Origin of the sequence: Polaromonas sp. JS666 (assembly GCF_900103405.1) — a bacterium.
GTDB lineage: Bacteria > Pseudomonadota > Gammaproteobacteria > Burkholderiales > Burkholderiaceae_C > Polaromonas.
Window position 1 is genome coordinate 18,473 of sequence record NZ_FNHX01000007.1, and the last position, 15,705, is coordinate 34,177.

Annotated in this window: 18 protein-coding genes, 1 pseudogene and 1 riboswitch; of the genes and pseudogenes, 8 read left to right on the forward strand and 11 right to left on the reverse strand. The window is 61.7% G+C overall.

All coding sequences use genetic code 11. The annotated features are described in order from the left end of the window. Positions 1-56: 56 nt before the first annotated feature. Positions 57-1,016, reverse strand: coding sequence for a phosphate/phosphite/phosphonate ABC transporter substrate-binding protein (gene phnD, locus BLQ85_RS17270; RefSeq protein ID WP_074578650.1), 960 nt, complete (start codon positions 1,014-1,016; stop codon positions 57-59). A 414-nt stretch (positions 1,017-1,430) separates the two neighbouring features. Between phnD and BLQ85_RS17275 the strand changes: the two genes are divergently transcribed. Continuing rightward, positions 1,431-2,030 carry an OmpW/AlkL family protein gene (locus BLQ85_RS17275; RefSeq protein ID WP_074578651.1) on the forward strand — a complete coding sequence of 200 codons (600 nt, stop codon included), beginning with the start codon at positions 1,431-1,433 and terminating at the stop codon, positions 2,028-2,030. Here the strand turns inward: BLQ85_RS17275 and BLQ85_RS17280 are convergent. From BLQ85_RS17280 to BLQ85_RS17310, 7 genes are all read right to left on the reverse strand, one after another. Then, positions 2,027-2,563, reverse strand: a complete 537-nt coding sequence (locus BLQ85_RS17280) for a DinB family protein (RefSeq protein ID WP_083336895.1) — start codon at positions 2,561-2,563, stop codon at positions 2,027-2,029. The two genes, BLQ85_RS17275 and BLQ85_RS17280, sit on opposite strands and share 4 nt — an antisense overlap. After that, positions 2,560-2,769 (reverse strand): DUF1737 domain-containing protein, encoded by a 210-nt coding sequence (locus BLQ85_RS17285; protein WP_074578891.1) that lies wholly within the window; start codon positions 2,767-2,769, stop codon positions 2,560-2,562. Before BLQ85_RS17285 ends, BLQ85_RS17280 begins: the two co-directional genes overlap by 4 nt. Positions 2,770-2,839: 70 nt before the next feature. After that, positions 2,840-4,198: a D-amino acid dehydrogenase gene (locus tag BLQ85_RS17290; protein WP_074578653.1), complete on the reverse strand. Its 1,359-nt coding sequence runs from the start codon at positions 4,196-4,198 to the stop codon at positions 2,840-2,842. 65 nt (positions 4,199-4,263) lie between these two features. After that, positions 4,264-4,372, reverse strand: a riboswitch (glycine riboswitch). A 190-nt stretch (positions 4,373-4,562) separates the two neighbouring features. Next, complete coding sequence (locus BLQ85_RS17295) at positions 4,563-5,096, reverse strand: GrpB family protein (RefSeq protein WP_074578655.1); 534 nt, start codon at positions 5,094-5,096, stop codon at positions 4,563-4,565. 14 nt (positions 5,097-5,110) lie between these two features. After that, the gene (locus BLQ85_RS17300; protein WP_074578658.1) at positions 5,111-5,593 is read right to left on the reverse strand and encodes a thioredoxin domain-containing protein; all 483 of its coding nucleotides are present in this window, start codon (positions 5,591-5,593) and stop codon (positions 5,111-5,113) included. Next, positions 5,590-6,324 (reverse strand): alpha/beta fold hydrolase, encoded by a 735-nt coding sequence (locus BLQ85_RS17305; RefSeq protein ID WP_074578659.1) that lies wholly within the window; start codon positions 6,322-6,324, stop codon positions 5,590-5,592. The genes BLQ85_RS17300 and BLQ85_RS17305 overlap by 4 nt, the downstream gene beginning before the upstream one ends. A gap of 30 nt (positions 6,325-6,354) precedes the next feature. Then, positions 6,355-7,587, reverse strand: coding sequence for a CaiB/BaiF CoA transferase family protein (locus BLQ85_RS17310; protein WP_074578661.1), 1,233 nt, complete (start codon positions 7,585-7,587; stop codon positions 6,355-6,357). A gap of 370 nt (positions 7,588-7,957) precedes the next feature. Here BLQ85_RS17310 and BLQ85_RS17315 point away from each other — a divergent pair, with 370 nt between their 5' ends. The 3 genes from BLQ85_RS17315 (at position 7,958) to BLQ85_RS17325 (ending at position 10,466) form a co-directional block, all read left to right on the forward strand. After that, entirely contained in the window at positions 7,958-8,737 is a 780-nt protein-coding gene (locus BLQ85_RS17315; protein ID WP_139201040.1) for a hypothetical protein, read from the forward strand. Between the two features lie 283 nt (positions 8,738-9,020). Continuing rightward, positions 9,021-9,668, forward strand: a complete 648-nt coding sequence (locus tag BLQ85_RS17320) for a hypothetical protein (protein ID WP_139201041.1) — start codon at positions 9,021-9,023, stop codon at positions 9,666-9,668. 99 nt (positions 9,669-9,767) lie between these two features. Continuing rightward, a complete protein-coding gene (locus BLQ85_RS17325; protein ID WP_139201042.1) occupies positions 9,768-10,466 on the forward strand; it encodes a hypothetical protein in 699 nt (232 codons plus the stop codon). A gap of 121 nt (positions 10,467-10,587) precedes the next feature. On the opposite strand, the pseudogene BLQ85_RS17330 reads toward BLQ85_RS17325, so the two are convergent. Then, positions 10,588-10,723: pseudogene (locus BLQ85_RS17330) on the reverse strand (cyanate hydratase); the annotation flags it as partial. Between the two features lie 42 nt (positions 10,724-10,765). Here BLQ85_RS17330 and BLQ85_RS17335 point away from each other — a divergent pair. The 4 genes from BLQ85_RS17335 to BLQ85_RS17350 all read left to right on the forward strand — a co-directional run bounded on the left by BLQ85_RS17335 (position 10,766) and on the right by BLQ85_RS17350 (position 12,687). After that, positions 10,766-11,149 (forward strand): DUF1801 domain-containing protein, encoded by a 384-nt coding sequence (locus BLQ85_RS17335; RefSeq protein ID WP_074578670.1) that lies wholly within the window; start codon positions 10,766-10,768, stop codon positions 11,147-11,149. An 18-nt stretch (positions 11,150-11,167) separates the two neighbouring features. Beyond that, positions 11,168-11,686 (forward strand): hypothetical protein, encoded by a 519-nt coding sequence (locus BLQ85_RS17340; RefSeq protein WP_074578672.1) that lies wholly within the window; start codon positions 11,168-11,170, stop codon positions 11,684-11,686. Positions 11,687-11,768: 82 nt separating this feature from the next. Further along, positions 11,769-12,263 (forward strand): HNH endonuclease, encoded by a 495-nt coding sequence (locus BLQ85_RS17345; protein WP_074578674.1) that lies wholly within the window; start codon positions 11,769-11,771, stop codon positions 12,261-12,263. A 145-nt stretch (positions 12,264-12,408) separates the two neighbouring features. Then, the gene (locus tag BLQ85_RS17350) at positions 12,409-12,687 is read left to right on the forward strand and encodes a DUF1801 domain-containing protein (RefSeq protein WP_254806467.1); all 279 of its coding nucleotides are present in this window, start codon (positions 12,409-12,411) and stop codon (positions 12,685-12,687) included. Between the two features lie 545 nt (positions 12,688-13,232). Here BLQ85_RS17350 and cynS read toward each other — a convergent pair. Both cynS and BLQ85_RS17360 read right to left on the reverse strand, forming a co-directional pair. Next, complete coding sequence (gene cynS / locus BLQ85_RS17355) at positions 13,233-13,676, reverse strand: cyanase (RefSeq protein ID WP_074578676.1); 444 nt, start codon at positions 13,674-13,676, stop codon at positions 13,233-13,235. 161 nt (positions 13,677-13,837) lie between these two features. Continuing rightward, complete coding sequence (locus BLQ85_RS17360; protein ID WP_083336896.1) at positions 13,838-15,655, reverse strand: heparinase II/III domain-containing protein; 1,818 nt, start codon at positions 15,653-15,655, stop codon at positions 13,838-13,840. Between the last annotated feature and the right edge of the window lie 50 nt (positions 15,656-15,705).

Consider the following 15,705-nt stretch of genomic DNA (forward strand, 5'->3'; position numbering starts at 1 on the left):
CTCAGTACAAGGGGCAGGGAGCCGCCGCAGGCCCGAAGTGAGGGAGCGTGGGGGCTCTACTTCTTTTGCGTGGAGCGGAAGACCTGCATCACCGTCGCGAAGTCGCGGTCGAAATTGATGGGCAGGAAAGTGTCGTTGCCGGGCAGCTGCTTCTTCAGCGTGGGCGAGAAGCTGTAGCTGAACGAGCACTTCTTGACCCTGGCCTGCAGCTCGGGCGACACGTCCTTGTTCATGGTCCAGGTTTCCGTCATGAAGGGCGGGCTTTCCCAGATCGTGCGTATGCTCGATCCCTTGACGTCGCCCTTGACGACCATGCGCTGGTACAGGTCGCTGGCCACGGCCGCGGCCGGGAAGAAGCCGTGCATCACGCCCGTCACCGAGCGCTCATGCCCGTTGGAGAACACCACCTCGTAGTCCTTGTCCGGTGTCAGGCCCAGGGCCGGGAACAGCGCGCGCGGCGCCAGGTTGCCCGAGTTGGAGGTCGGCGTGGTGTGGGCAATCTTCTTGCCGACCAGGTCCTTGGGTTCCCTGTAGGGGCTGTCGATGCGCGTGATCAAAATCAGTTTGTAGGAGTTGCGCTGGCCGGTGGCCTTGTTGCCCGGCACCGCGAAGGGTGGGGCCTGCCCGGCCGTCACCATTTGCGCGGCCAGCCCCGGGTTCACCTGTCCGATCTGGGCCTTGCCGGTCGAAAGGGCCTCGACCAGCTCTTTCTCGCCCAGGATGTCGACATTGCTGGTGCGCTCCAGCGAATCGCCCTGGGCATTTTGCAGCTCCACATTGGCGCAGCGCGACAGGTGGCTGAAGTAGTCGCCCCACAAGGCCATGGTCTCGGTCTTGCCGTAGGTCTTGGGCATGGCCACCACCAGTTTTTCGCGCGGGCCGGTGAATTTTTCAACCGCCGGCGCGGCCGTGGCCTTGGTTTTTTTCGAGGGTGGGGTTTCAGTTTGTGCCACGGCAGAACCCAGAGCCAGCGCCGCGCCCGACAGCACCGCCACATTACGCAATAAAACCATCATGTTGATCGCCCCTAGTCATTGATGAACCGCATCCCACGGCAAGCACGGCCGCAGGGCCGTGCATTCAGTGTGCGCCCAAATTAACTTTCACTTACAAGTCGACGAACGCCAAAGGGTCATAAAGCGGGAATACCCCGGGTGATCCGTGGTTTTTTTGTCGAAAGAGAGGGCGCCAAGGTAGCGCGCCAAACGCCTTTTCTGATAAGAAAGCGTTACAACTCGCGGCCGGCGCCCGTGGCGCGAGCCATAGGGGTCATGCGCGGCAAGCGCCGAAGCGCCGCCACGCTTGATCTGCCGCAAGCTTTGCGCTGATGGCGTTTGCGGGAGCGCGCGCGCTTGCGCCAGATCAAGCCGCCCGATGGGCCGCGGGGCTTCAATCAGTGGCGGGAATGTTCCCGCTTCTCTTGCCTACTCATGAAAAAACAAACCATCGTCGCCTCTGCCCTCTGCGCGCTTTTGTCGAGCACGGCCTTTGCCCAAACCCTTGAAAGCCCCTGGCTGGTCCGCGCCCGCGCGGTCCACCTGGACAGCGCCAACGGAGACAGCACCGGACTCGGGCTGGCCATCAACAACAAGTGGATGCCCGAGCTCGACATCAGCTACTTCGTCACCCCCAAGGTCGCGGTCGAGCTGGTGCTGACGGTTCCGCAAAAACACACACTGTCGGCCGCCGGCACTGCCATCGGCAGCTTCAAACACCTGCCGCCCACGCTGACGGCGCAATACCATTTCGACCCCCTGGGTTCGGGCGCCTTCAAGCCCTATGTCGGCGCGGGCATCAACTACACCCGCTTCAGCGCGGTCAGCCTGCCGCCGGGCGTGGACATCAAACGCAGCAGCTGGGGCCCGGCCTTGCAGGTCGGCGTGGACATTCCCCTGGGCAAGCAGCTGTCCCTGAACCTCGACCTGAAGAAGGTCTACATCCGCACCGACGTCTCCGCGGCCGGCGCCAAGATCGGCACCTTCAAGGCCGACCCGATGTTGTTTGGCGTGGGGCTTGGCTGGCGGTTTTAAGCCGGCAGGTCCAAGGCGCTCGCGGCGCGAGACGCGTCGATTTTGCCGAGCAGCCACTGCAGGCCGGCCAGGTGCTGCTGGTCGTGGCTGCACAGGTAGTGCACCAGGCTGCGCAAGGTCAGCGCGCCATAGCCTTCGAACTCTGCCGTGCGCTCCAGCGCCTCCGGCGTGAGGCCCGCAAGAAGCTCCATGGTCTTGGCGCGCGCCGCGCGAAAAGCCGCCAGCGCCTCCCGCGCATCGGCCGTCGCATAAGCGCGTTCGCGCTCCAGTTCATAGCCGTCCAGCGATGCCAGCAGCGGCTTGTCCTCGGCCAGCGTGCGCTGTATGCGCACATGGTAGCCATCGATCTCGATATCCCGTACATGGCAGACCTGGCCCAGTGCCGAGAAGGTCTCGCTGGGGATGCCGTCCCAGGACGAAGGTGTCCAGTTGCGGTGGCTTTCGGGAATGGCCGCGTAAAACAGCTCCAGCTGGCGCGGGAAATCCGCCATGGCCTGCAGGGTCGCCGGATTCAGGGGCAGGGCGTTGCTCATGCCTTGCCTGTCTGAACGGAAGGCCAGAGCAGCGCCTGCGCCACGATCACACGCTCGCCGTTAAAGGTCGCGGCCGGCGAGCCGTAAAGCGCGTAACCGAGCGCAAGTGCCTCGCTGACCCGGTGGCAAAAACTAGCGTCATCGGGGCCGGTAAGCAGACGGTAGATGGGAAGGCCGTCGGGCGGCATGTTCGTGGCTGATGTCATGGCGGCATGGGGCGGGTGAACGGAGGGCGATATTACCGTGTCCGTCCCCATGCTGCACGAACAATCCCTCTCAGGCTTTCACCATGCCCGGCAATAGCAGGCTGCGGCCTGGGGCCGGCATGCCGGTAAACGCAAAATCGACTTCCGGCACGCGCCCGCTCACGATGTCGGCAATCGCCGCGCCCGAGCCGCAGGCATGCGTCCAGCCCAGCGTGCCGTGGCCCGTGTTGAGGAACAGATTGGACGTTTTGCTTTTGCCGATGTAAGGCACGTTGCTGGGCGTGGCCGGGCGCAGGCCGGTCCAGAACTGCGCGCCTTCGCCGTCCGTCATCTCGGGGAAGAGCTGCTTCACGCGGCGGACGATGGCCTGGCAGCGCACCAGGTTCAGCTCGGTGTTGTAGCCATTGAGTTCCGCCGTGCCCGCAATGCGCAAGCGATTGCCCAGGCGCGAGAACACCAGCTTGTACTCATCGTCCGTCAGGCTCACCTGGTAAGAGGCCGCTTCATTGATCACCGGCAGCGTCACCGAATAACCCTTGGCGGGGTAGATGCGCAGGCTTTGCCCCAGCTTTTTGGCCCAGGGTGCGCTGAAGGCACCCAGGCACATCACGTAAGCGTCGGCTTTCAGCACCTCGACGCGCCCGCCCGCTTCGCCACTGCCCCCGGCGACCAGCACGCCCTCCAGCTGCCCGCCGGCGGCCAGTACGTCAAGGATGTTCGTGTTGTAGAGAAACTTCACGCCCGCCTGCTCGCAGCGCGCGGCCAGCGCGGCGGTAAAGGCCTGGGCGTCGCCCGACTCGTCGCTGGGCGTCATGCTGCCGCCCACGATGCTGGCGCGGCACTGCGCCAGCGCGGGCTCTATGGCCACACACTCATCGGCGGTTTTCATGTCGAGTTCGCAGCCGTGCTCGCGCATGATGCGCGCCGGTTCCTGCGCGGCGTCGTATTCGGCCTGGCTGGTGTAGAAATGCAGGATGCCCTGGGTCTTCGCGTCGTAGCGCAGGCCCAGTTCGGCCCTCAGTTTTTGCAGCGCGCCGCGGCTGTACATGCCCAGGTTCACGATCTGCCGTATGTTTTGCGCGGTGCGCGCCGGCGTGCAGTTGCGCAAAAACTCCAGGCCCCACAGCCACTGGTTCACATCGGCGCGCAGCCGGAACAACAGCGGCGCGTCCTCGCGCGCCAGCCACTGCAGCACCTTGAGCGGCGCGCCCGGGTTGGCCCAGGGCTCCGCATGGCTGACGGAAATCTGTCCGCCGTTGGCAAAACTGGTTTCCATCGCGGCCGCGCCGCGCCGTTCGATGACTGTGACTTCGTGTCCGCGCTGCGCCAGATACCAGGCCGTCGTGACCCCCGTGACACCCGCACCCAAAACCATGACTTTCATGGCGATTCCTTTTTCAAGCAGAAATGGCAGTAGCGCAAGCGCCATGGCTTGGGGGTGCTTGAATCCGAAAGAAGAATCATGGCAACCGCCAAGCCATCAGGTGCTTGCGGCCGCTTCCACTGTCCTTGTTACCTGAGAGATTCAGCCGCGGCTTGCGCTGGGGCTTTGCTCCTTCGGTGCGCCGCACCTTGCATGCGGCGTCTCTCCAGACGGCTGTGTGTTTCCGGGCAGTACGGGACCTGAGCGATTATGGAAGTTTGCGCCTTCGGTGGCTGCCTTGCGGCAGCGCTCTCCTGCTTGAACGCCTTGAATTTACCACCTCAGCCCTGTTTGCCAAGTGCCGAGGGGGCATTAGTACAGGTCCAGCGGGGTGATTTGGCGGCTTAATAGTAGCGGCGCATGCGGGGCTTCAGCCTTCGCACACCGAGCGCACAAACTCCGCCTTGGCGTCGGTATAGGCCTCGCGGTCGGCCGGGTATTTGGCCGCCAGCTCGGCCTTGAGCGCCGCATAGTGCCAGGCCAGCGCGGCATCGGCGCGCAGCGCATCCCGAAATTGCAGGCGCTGCGCCCACACCGGGCTGCCGTGCACCACCAGGTGCAGGTGGTGGGTGCGGTGGCCGTCGGCCCAGCGCATCAGCCACTGGCGGTCGACCAGCGTCGCGTTGAATTCCGCCGAGGCCGTGTAGCCCTGCGCGCACAGCGGCGCCACCAGCGCCCTGGCCGCCGCCATCGAAGCCACGCCGCCCAGAATGTCGATCACCGGCTTGGCCGCCAGCCCCGGCACCGCCGTGCTGCCCATGTGCTCTATGGCGATAAAGTCGCCAGGAAACAGCGCCAGCAGCCGCTCCCGCTCAGCCTCAAACATCGCGGGCCAGTGCGGGTCGTAAGCCCGCAGCGCCACTTCCTCGTGGATGGCGGCCTGCAGCGACTCGGCGTCCGTCATGGCATCCAGCGTTGTCAGCGCAGCGCCACCACGGCCCGGCGCGCCAGCACCAGGCGCTCGTCCAGGTAGGCGCCGTAAAAATCCGGGATCGCCGCACCCACCAGCGGCTCGGCCAGCGCCTGCCCCTGCGGGCCCAGAAACAGCACCGTGGGCGTAAACGTCGCCTTGGCGGCCCGGGTCCAGGCGGCCGCCGTCGTGGGCTTGCCGTCAAAACCCGTCAGCGGCGTGCGGCTGTCGGTCACATTGAGCTGCCAGGCCTGAAGGCCGCTTTCCTGGCGTGCGGGCAGCAGGTAGTTGCGCCGCACCAGCTCGCAATACGGGCAGCCGGGCAGGGTGACCAGCATCACGAGCGGCTCGCTGCGCGCCGCGGCCAGCCCGGCCGCCTCGGGCAGAGAGGCCGGCACGGGCAGGGCGCTGTCCTTGGCCTGGGCCTGCAGCGGCCAGGCCAGGCTGCCCGCCAGCGCGGTCGTGAAGCCGCGGCGGCCTACCATCTTCATTCGGCGCACTCCAGCAGGATGTGCGCCAGCGCCGCCGGCTCGGTCACCATGGGGTCGTGGCCGGTGGCCAGCTCCAGCACGCGCGAATTCGGCAGCCAGGCGCCGCCCCAGAATTGCGGGTCGCGCGCGCGCAGCCGGCTGGGCGTGATGGTCGCCAGCGCCGGCGTAGTACAGCTCACAAACGTGCGCGGCACTGCCGCCACGCGCTTCACATCAAAATCCAGCGGCGCCTGGTAGGTGTTGCCCGGGTGCGGCGTTTGCCGGCGCTGCACCCAGTCATGGTCGGCGCCCGCCAGGCCGTACACCTCCGGGTCGGGCGGCGGAAAGCTGAAGCAGGGCGAGGCCTGCGCCGCCACCATGCGCTTTTGCTGCGTGGCGGCATCGTGCGTGCTGCTCCAGCTTTCGCCCGGCTGCGGCAGCACCGCATCCACATACACCAGGTGCTTGAGGCGCCCGCCCATGCGGTCCGCCACCGCCGTGCCTATCATCCCGGCGTAGGAATGCACCGCCAGCGTCACCTCGTGCAGCTCCTCGGCCTCAATCAGGTTGATCACGTCGTTGATGTGGGTGTCGAGGTTGATCGCGGGCGACAGCAGGTGCGCCCGCTCGCCCAGGCCCGTCAGCGTGACGGCAAAGGCCTTGTGGTGGTCCAGCTGCAAGACCTGCGCCACACGCCGCCAGCACCAGCCGCCATGCCATGCGCCATGCACCAGAACAAAATTGTGTTTCATCGCATCACCTCCTGCTTGGGGTTTGCCGCCTCAAATTGTCTTGCCGCCCTTTAACTCCGACAGCTTGGCGTCGGAATAGTTCAGCAACTCGCGCAGCACTTGCTCGGTGTGCTGGCCCAGCAGCGGCGGCGGCAAATCGGTGCGTACCGGCGTCGCGCTCAGGCGCATGGGGCTGGAGACCAGTTTTAAATCGTCTTTCACCGGATGTTGCCATTCGGTCACCATGCCGCGCGCCGCGATTTGCGGGTCGGCAAACACCTCGGCCAGGTTGTTGATCGCGCCGCAAGGCACTTTCGCCGCCTCCAGCGCCGCCAGCCAGTCGGCCTTGGCGCGCGTCTTCATCACGGCCTCCAAAATCGGCACCAGCTTGGCCCGATTCTGTACCCGGTTGCGATTCGTGGCAAACAGCGGGTTGCTCGCGAGCTCGGGGATATTGGCCACCGCGCAGAACTTCGCATACTGCGAGTCATTGCCTACGGCCAGGATCAAATGGTCCTTGCTCCCATCGGCCGCCGGCGCCACTTCAAACACCTGGTAGGGCACGATGTTCTGGTGCGCATTGCCGGCCCGGCCCGGCGCCTTGCCGCTCACCAAATAATTGGCGCCCAGGTTGGCCAGCATGGCCACCTGCGTGTCCAGCAGCGCCATGTCCACCTGCTGGCCCTCGCCGGTTTTTTCGGCATGGCGCAGCGCGGCCAGGATCGCCACCGTCGCATACATGCCCGTCATCAAATCGGCCACCGCCACGCCCACTTTTTGCGGCCCGCCACCCAGGTCGTCGCGCTCACCCGTCACGCTCATGAGCCCGCCCATGCCCTGGATCGCGTAGTCATAACCCGCGCGCTCGGCATAAGGGCCGTTCTGCCCAAACCCCGTGACCGAGCAGTACACAAGCCGCGGGTTGATGGCCTTGAGCGAGGCGTAATCCAGCCCATAACGCGCCATGTCGCCGACCTTGAAGTTCTCGACAAACACGTCGCAATGCGCGGCCAGCTCCCGCACCAGCGCCTGGCCTGCGGGCTGGGCAATGTCGCAGGTGACTGAGCGTTTGTTGCGGTTGGTGCCCAGGTAGTAGGCCGCCTCGGTGTCGGCGCCATCGGCATCCTTCAAGAAGGGCGGCCCCCAGGTTCGCGTGTCGTCGCCCGTGCCGGGCCGTTCAATCTTGATCACATCGGCCCCGAGGTCGGCCAAAGTCTGGGTGCACCAGGGGCCCGCGAGCACGCGGGAGAGGTCTAGGATGCGGATGCCGGATAGGGAGTTCATGGTGGCATTTTGCCTTGGCGTGAGAAGCGGGTATCAGGCGGACAAGCGTCGTGGGTGGCGCTAAAAAGCCACGCCTCCTCCGATTGAGGGAGGGATTGAATGCGATAGACGCCTAGAATTCGTTGGTAGCTGCTTCCGGGTTTGGTGACTTCACTTACTGCGTAACTTTGCCTCAATTTCGCAAAGCCAATGCTGGCGGCACTTCCAGAAGATCACGTTTCTAAGTTGTACCGCGGGTCTTGCGGCATACATTACGTCAGACCGCATTGATACACTGTGGCCGTGTGGGAGTTAGTGGTCGAAACGCTGGCCGATTAAGGTAGTTAGCTCAAAGCCGGAGACTGGGTTCAAATCCTGGCCACACACAAATATGCCTACGCCCGCCCTGCGCCCGTTCCTGGATGCCACTGGTCGCATCGTCCACCATCTGAATACGATTGTGGTGGGTTTGAGCGCAGTTGAAGGGGGAACAGCGGTAAAGCCTGCGACGATGGACATCACGTGGGCTCCACACGATCCTCGCACGTCGAGTCGGCAAGCGCGAGCTTTCGCACTCCGCTCCACATTGGTCTTCCTCTCGGAAGAGGTGAATATCTATCTGGACCGTCACACAACCTTTCCGGGTGTGAAGAGGCCTGCGGACTGGGAATCGAAGAGCAAGACTGATCGATTGCTCGCCGTCTGGCGTCACTGGAAGCTAGACGAGGACTTCATACTGGCGGGTGCGCTCCTCGTGGGGCATTGGCGAAATCGTAACGTTCACCGCAAGTCGAACGCGCGTCTCACTGACGCCCAGCGGAAATTGTTCGTTGACGCTGCGGAGGAGATCGGCGAGAAGTTCAAGAATCTTGATCCGAGGCAAACCCTTGAGCATTTTGAGAAGGACACACCGACGCTCAAAGATGTGTCATCGCTCACCGCGATGACTATTCGCTGCGTGAAAAGGCTTGACGAAGCTGTCCCTGAGCCAAAAAGCGCGGACGAGGTAAACGAGTGGTTCTCTGCTCTGGGGCTGGCTGGCGATCTGGATCGAGTACGCCGAGTATCCGCAGCAAAAGGGACGGAGGCGGTTGGAGTCTCGACCTTTCTCCGAACTCACTGTCCAGAGTTGCTGGACGCCTATGCGTACTACTGTGCCGATGCGGTCTAATTGGTCGGTCGAGCCCGGCACCCAGCGGCAACGCGCCGCTGGACGTACGGTCTTCCAATACGCCTCGCGGCGTCTTGCCGCTGGTGCGGCTCACCTTCGCGTTAGGTCCTAGCAAGTGTACTCTCGGTCTCCTACACCAAAGCAGGAACTCCTCCTCAAACGTGAAGCCTCCCTGGCCGCTATGGCCCTTGGGGCCGGCCTTGCTGACGTGCGAAGATTCAACTATGCCCAGACCGGGTACTTTTATAACGGCATGTACTCGTACTGCGTCGGGTTGGAGCGCGTGCTCAAAATCGTCTCGATTTACGACTACCGGCTAAATCATAGAGACCGGTTTCCGACGAATTCAACCCTGAAAGCTTTCGGTCACGGAATCAAGGACCTTCTTACCTACGCGGAGTCCGTTGCGGCGACACGGCATTTGGAGGTTCACCCAACATATAGAGCCGACCCCCTCTACGAAAAGATCATCCCGTGGGTAACTGACTTCGCTCAAAGTACCAGGTACTACAACCTTGACACTCTGACCGGGCGCTTGCATTCGACGGATGAACCGCTGGTTCGCTGGGAGAAGGAGGTTTGTTCGGTGATCGTCGAGCGCCACCACCGGCCGTCGGCTGCGCGTTTGCAGGAATTGGAAATGGTGAAAGCCATGCTCGAACCATTTGCACATGTCCGGCATACGAGTGGTTCAGGGATGCAGTTGAATGATGTTTCGTCCGCTGTCGATGAAAGTGCAACCTCTAAGGTCAAGCAGAAGTTTTCGATGTACTACCTCTACCAGCTATCCCGCTTCGCCTGTGAAGTTCTGCGAGAGCTCGAGTATGAGGGAAACTTCTTTCCAACGCTCCGTGAGTTCTTCCCACTCTTCATGTCCGACGAGAAGGCTTGGGTCCTTAGCCGAAAGACATGGGACCCGTACAAGCTGTGAGTGAGAGGCCTAACAAGTCGGTGGAGACGGGCGCTCGATCGGCGGGTGTTGGCCGTCTGCTGTCCGCCGGTCATCTCCAACGTTAGACCGCAGAGTCCAATGAGTCGAGACAAGCTGTCCCGTGCCGTCGAACGCGAGGTGAAATTGCTCGAATGTTCTTCGCGGCTACTTTCGTACCGGCGACTGAACTGGCGTATGGACGCAAGCCACAGAATACGTCGAGCCTTCGAAACCTTCGTGCAAGAGACGCGCTGGGGAAAATACCCGTTTAGCCTCCACGTGACTCAACATGAACATCCGGTCGAAGGGATGGTCCAGATTTCGGCAACCAAATTCCCGACCGGTGCAGTCACTCGTACCACCACGCACGACTCAGAACTTCGCGAACGGGTCACCGATATTCCTGTATTGGAGGAGGGCGGAACACTGGTGGCATCTCTCTCGGTGTCCGGGCATGTCGCGTTCATTGTTCACCCCAGGAGGTCGGATCGGATCAAGCCCGCCGAAGAACAGATATTCCTATTTCATCGACTCGATCCGACAGACGTAACAGACGGGGTCCTCGAAAGGGTTCTTCTTCGGTATCTTCTGTACATGCGCAGTACCTCTGTAATCGGCATCCACGACACACTTAATGTTCGGGAGTACCTTACGCTCCTGCGGATGAAGGTCGGAGATGTGCGATACCAGTACCGCTTATCCCGCGCCCTGTTGTCCATGCAGAATGAATGGGGGAAGCTGCTCTTGGCTGGTCTCATAGGCTGGCTAGTCGCGTATGTGACCGGAGCCGGAAAGTAAAGCGATCTAGCAGGTCATTAGATCCGGACACGCAGCGGCATTGCGCCGTGGGCCGTGTGCGGGAGCATACTCGCGCGCTGTCCGCCGTCATCTATGACGCTGCGCTGACCAAGCGCTGCCGTCAATAAGTTTTGTACGGCAAAAACTTCCCCGACAACACCACATTGACCCGATCCCCCTTGGGATCAGGCTCGCGCACGATATTCCATGCTGAAATCAATCGCGCTCATGATGCCATCGCCGAATTCTTCGTAGACGTAAGATGCGCGTGATCCATCTATACGGCTCTCCGACTCGCCATGATGAAAAAAACCGTCCCCGCCTCAAGCCCTGACGCTTATGTCGCCGCCCTCTCCGATTGGCGGCGTGCGGTGGTTGAACAGCTGCGTGCAGCCGTCCTGGGCGCCGCCACGCTGGACGAAGCCATCAAATGGGGCCACCTGGTCTATCTGTCGAATGGCCCCGTGCTGCTGATCCGCGCCGAAGAAAGCCGCGTGCTGTTCGGCTTCTGGCGAGGGCAGCGTCTTCGCGAGATGGATCCGCTGCTAAAGCCCGGCGGCAAGTATGAAATGGCGACCAGGGAGTTTCACGAGGGCGACGAGGTCAATGCGGCCTTGTCGCGACGCCTCGCCAAAGAAGCGATGCGACTTAACAAGACGCTTGGCGACCCCACCAAACTCTAGTATTGGCTTGAGTTTCAAATGAACGACCTATCGGACTACCTTGACAGCACGCATTCGAGCGTGCAGATCGATTTGCGTAACGACGAATGGCATTGTGAAGGCGGAATTCCGAGTCTTCCGGGTTGGTACTACATCAGCACGAATGCGCCGATCGATCTGCTCCAACGCCAGCCGCTGTGGAGCTCGACATATCAGCAGGCGAGGAACAAGCAGACGGCCAAGGTCAGGAACTACAACATTCAACAAAGAGCAGGCCGCTTCACGGATCGTCTTGCTCCTTACTTCAACACGAAAGGCGTCTACTCCGGGCTGGCTTCCAAACTTCTAGCCCGCGCAAGAGAGCACACTTTCGCTGATCCCGGCACAGCGGGCCTGGCTCTGGCCAGGTATCCAGAGTTCTTTGACTTCGAATGGATATTCCACTTCGTGACCCTTCACAGATTCATGGCCGACTGTCAATGCGAAGAGGTTCTCCTTCATCTTGGCGAGCAGGTGTGGCGTGCGAAGCATGGCTGGCCAATACTGTGCGCAGAGTGAAATTTAACCCCTCCATTGAGCGGACATGTGACATCAGGCTTTGCCTGCTGCCGTCTGCTACTCATGTCATACGGTAGACGTCATGGAAGCGACGCATGCCGAGATCGCGGACTATTGGTCACGTCACGAGGATGAATGTGATTTGTCAGTCGACTGGGCGGAGGCTGAAAAACTTTGCTGGCGGTGCGCTCAGGGGCGTAAGTTGCAACGTTGCCACATCATTCCGCGCGCCTTGGGCGGATCTGAGGATGCAAGTAACCTGGTTCTACTTTGCGCTCAGTGTCATTCCGAGGCGCCAAATGTCGCGGATCCGGCGTTCATGTGGACTTGGCTGCGTGCGCACGCCGTGAGCTCCTACGGGACGTATTGGTACGCCAGGGGATTTCGGGAGTACGAATTCATCTATGGCAAAAAGCCCTTCATTGGGGCGAAGGATCCTGAGGCGCTGTTGCTCCGGATGCGGGCGGCTCTCGAACAGTATCTGAAGCAGACAAGCACACATTGGGGCCAAGGGAAGCTCAATCCATCCACAATTGCCTGGGTTCTTCATCAGGTAGAGAGGGAGACGCGCGAATGACATCTAACCCCTGCCGAGCTACACAAGGTCCTAACATTCGCCATGATGAAGAAAACCGCTCCTGCTGCAAGCTCTGACGCTTACGTCGCCGCCCTCTCCGGCTGGCAACGGGCATGGTTGAACAACTGCGGACAGCCGTCCTGGCGTGGTCACGCTGGACGAAGCCATCAAATGGGGCCACCTGGTCTATCTGTCGAATGGCCCTGTGCTGCTGATCCGCGCCGAAGAAAGCCGTGTGCTGTTTGGCTTCTGGCGGGGGCAGCGCCTTCGCGAGATGGACCCTCTGCTAAAACCCGGCGGCAAGTATGAAATGGCGACCAAGGAGTTTCGCGAGGGTGATGAAGTCAATGCTGTCTTGTCGCGCCGCCTTGCCAAAGAGGCGGTACGACTCAATAAGACGCTCGGCGATCCCACCAAGCTTTAGTCGCGACGGCCGTTGCCGTGCCACCAGTCGAGCTGGCGCGCGATGCCCGTGCTGAAGTCGATGCCGCTCATGATGCGTAGCCGTAAACGGATACAACTGGCCGTTCTCAAGAGGATTGCATGCTCAAATTGAATCGCACCCACCAAATTGAGCTGCAGGTTTTGCAGCCTGCAATAGGTTAGATGCCATGGGGACAGCTTTTTTTCTCATCGTCGGATTTTTTGTTGCCGGTTTTGTACTGGGTGCCCTAGTTAACCATCCGAATGAGCAGCCAGCTGGCCGACTGAGAAAAATAGTGGGTGTCGTTTGGATAGTTTGGACGGTTCTTTGTGCCGTGATCGAAGCGAGCCTATTGCATAAGGTATGTCCACCAGGTGGGTGTGTGGGGTTTCTTGCCTTCAGCTCAATATTGGGGATGCTCTTAGGCTGGCTTGGCTTGGGTTTTTGCGCAACTTGGGGCTTCTATGTCGCCCGCAGCTACCTGCGCAGTCATCCATGAAGCTCACGCCCCGCAGTTCAATGGAGAGGGGCGTCGCGTTCTTGCCTCAATAAGTTTTGTAGGGCAAAAACTTCCCAGACAACACCACATTGACCCTATCCCCCTTGGGATCAGGCTCGCGCACGATGTCCATGCTGAAGTCAATGGCGCTCATGATGCCGTCGCCGAATTCCTCGTGAATCAGTTCCTTGATCGTCGTGCCGTAGACGCTCACGATTTCATACCAGCGGTAGATCAGCGGGTCGGTGGGTACGGGCGTGGGCAGCGAGCCCTTGTAGGGCACAACCTGCAGCCATTTTTGCTCTTCGGCCGTGAGGCCGAATATCTTGCCAATCACTTTCGCCTGCTTGGCGTCAAAAGTCATCTGGCCCAGGCAGCCGGCGGTTGTCCATTCCTTGCTGAGGCCGACTTTTTTGGCGACGGACTCCCAGGTGATGCCTTTGCTGACTTTGGTGGCGATGATTTTTTCGGTGATGTCGTTGCGGTTCATGGTTTGGCTCCTGTGTTGGGATGCCATAGCAAGCCTCATGCCCTGGCTTGTGCCTTCCTCGCGTGCATCACATGGATCGAATGCGCCAAGGCGGTGCAAAATCCCCTGAAAAGCGGCGCGCCGGGCTGAAGTTGGTGCCATTCAAGGGCGATCAACAGGCGCTAGCCCCGGGAAAAGCGGGTTGCAAGTTTCCAGCTGCCGTCTGCCTTGGGCTTTCCGGATACCACCAGCTGGCGAACGTTGGGATTCGGCTGGTCGAAGTCGCGGCGGGGCGCGGAAATATCGAGTACGTCCAGCTGGATGGCGTTGCCTTCAAACTGCACGGTCAGGCGCTTGCCCTTTTGGGCCAGAAACGCGGTAGTGCCCTCCAGCCTGACCTCAGCCTCGGTGGCCATCGCCCACCGGACCGTGCTGTCGGGGCGGGCTCCGAGAAGCTCGTCGTCGAGTTGCACCGCATCGTCCAGGAAACGGGCGCGGCGGGTGGCCCGCGTGACCTGGCCCGGTAAAAGCGCGGGGGTCAGGTCTATCAAGGCCTCGCGCTCGGCAACCATGCGCAGCGTGGCCATGCCGCGGGCGCTGTGTGCCTGGCCGTCCAGCGTCAGTGTGTTGTGCGCTTCGGCTGACAGCCTGAAGACCCGCCAGCGTGACGAACCCGGCTTCATGTTCCACAGGTCTATGCCGCGTGATTCCAGGCTGCTGTAGTCCTGCATGCCGAGGTCCTTGGCCCAGCGCAGGCCATCCAGGTCGAGCACAAAACTGCCCGCATCCATGTGCGCATGGCTGTGCGCTGCACCGCCCGCCTTGATGGCGAACCACCACGCGTTGGGATCGGACCATGATGAGCGCCAGATAGCGAGCGGCTGCGCCCCCTGGCCCGAGAAACTGGTGGGCGCGGTATTTCCACCTGTTTTTGTGGGCCACCACAACACCGAGAGAGGCGCGAAGCGGTCGGACAGGCCCTGCCTGTCGCGGATCATCTGGCGCTTGGCCGTCACCAGCGCGGGCTGATCCAGCTCACGCGCCAGGTAGACGATGGCGCATGGCAGTTCCTGCCCCTCGTTGCTGTCGGCAAAATTGAAATACTTCCCGGACGGGCCGATGGCGTGTGCATAGAACTCGGCGCTGCGCTTGAATCCAGGCGCATCCAGCAAGCCCCAATCGCGGTCCGTGCTGCCGTCCCTGTTGTTGCCGCGCAGTGCGGCGGCCAGCAGTACCGTATAGCTGCTTCCATAGCTCCAGTAGTCCGGCCCCTCCGGGTAGACCCCGTCCGGGCGGTAGGCCTTCAGTCCGATGAATACGCCTTGATGCGCCGCCGCGAGAAGGTCGGCTGCAAGTGCGGGTTCATCGTCCTCCACGGCCAGCGCCCCGAGGACCATGCCGCCGATGCAAACCTGGTTCCAGTTGTTGGTGGACCTGAACGTGATGTGGCCTTTGCGCGCCTGGGCAATGCCCTTGTCGACCATCGCGGTGCGCAGGGCGGCACGGTCATAGTCCGACAGGTCGTTGAAAAGCCAGCTGTAGGAAATGGCCATGCCTGTGGTCATTTCGGCGAGGTCCAGGTAGTGATCTGGATGCCAGTCGCTGAATGCGGCGACGGCGAGCATTTCCTGCCGGGCGCGGTCCAGAAAAACCCGCTCCCTGGTCACCCGGTAAGCGAAGGCCCACTGCAGGCTTCGGCGGATGAACTCGCGCGAGACACCGAGCAGGCGGCCGTCTTCGAGTGTGTGCTCCAGCGAAGGCAGGGCCATGTCACTGCGAGCGCGTGCCAGCAGTGCTGCGTTGAAACGGCCAAGATCAGGGTCTGCCTTGCATCGATCGGCCAGGGAGGACCAATCGCTTTCGCTTGCAAGCAGTGGCGGGTGAGCTTGAACTTGCTCTGTCGGCGGCGATTCGACAACCGCCTGCATGCTTCCGCACCCAGCCAACGGGGCAGTGGCCGGCAACATCGCTGCAAGAACCTCACGGCGGTTGAAAGGCATCCTTTTTGTCCTTCACCTTTTTGTCGTTCATTCAGATTGCGTTGGCTTTA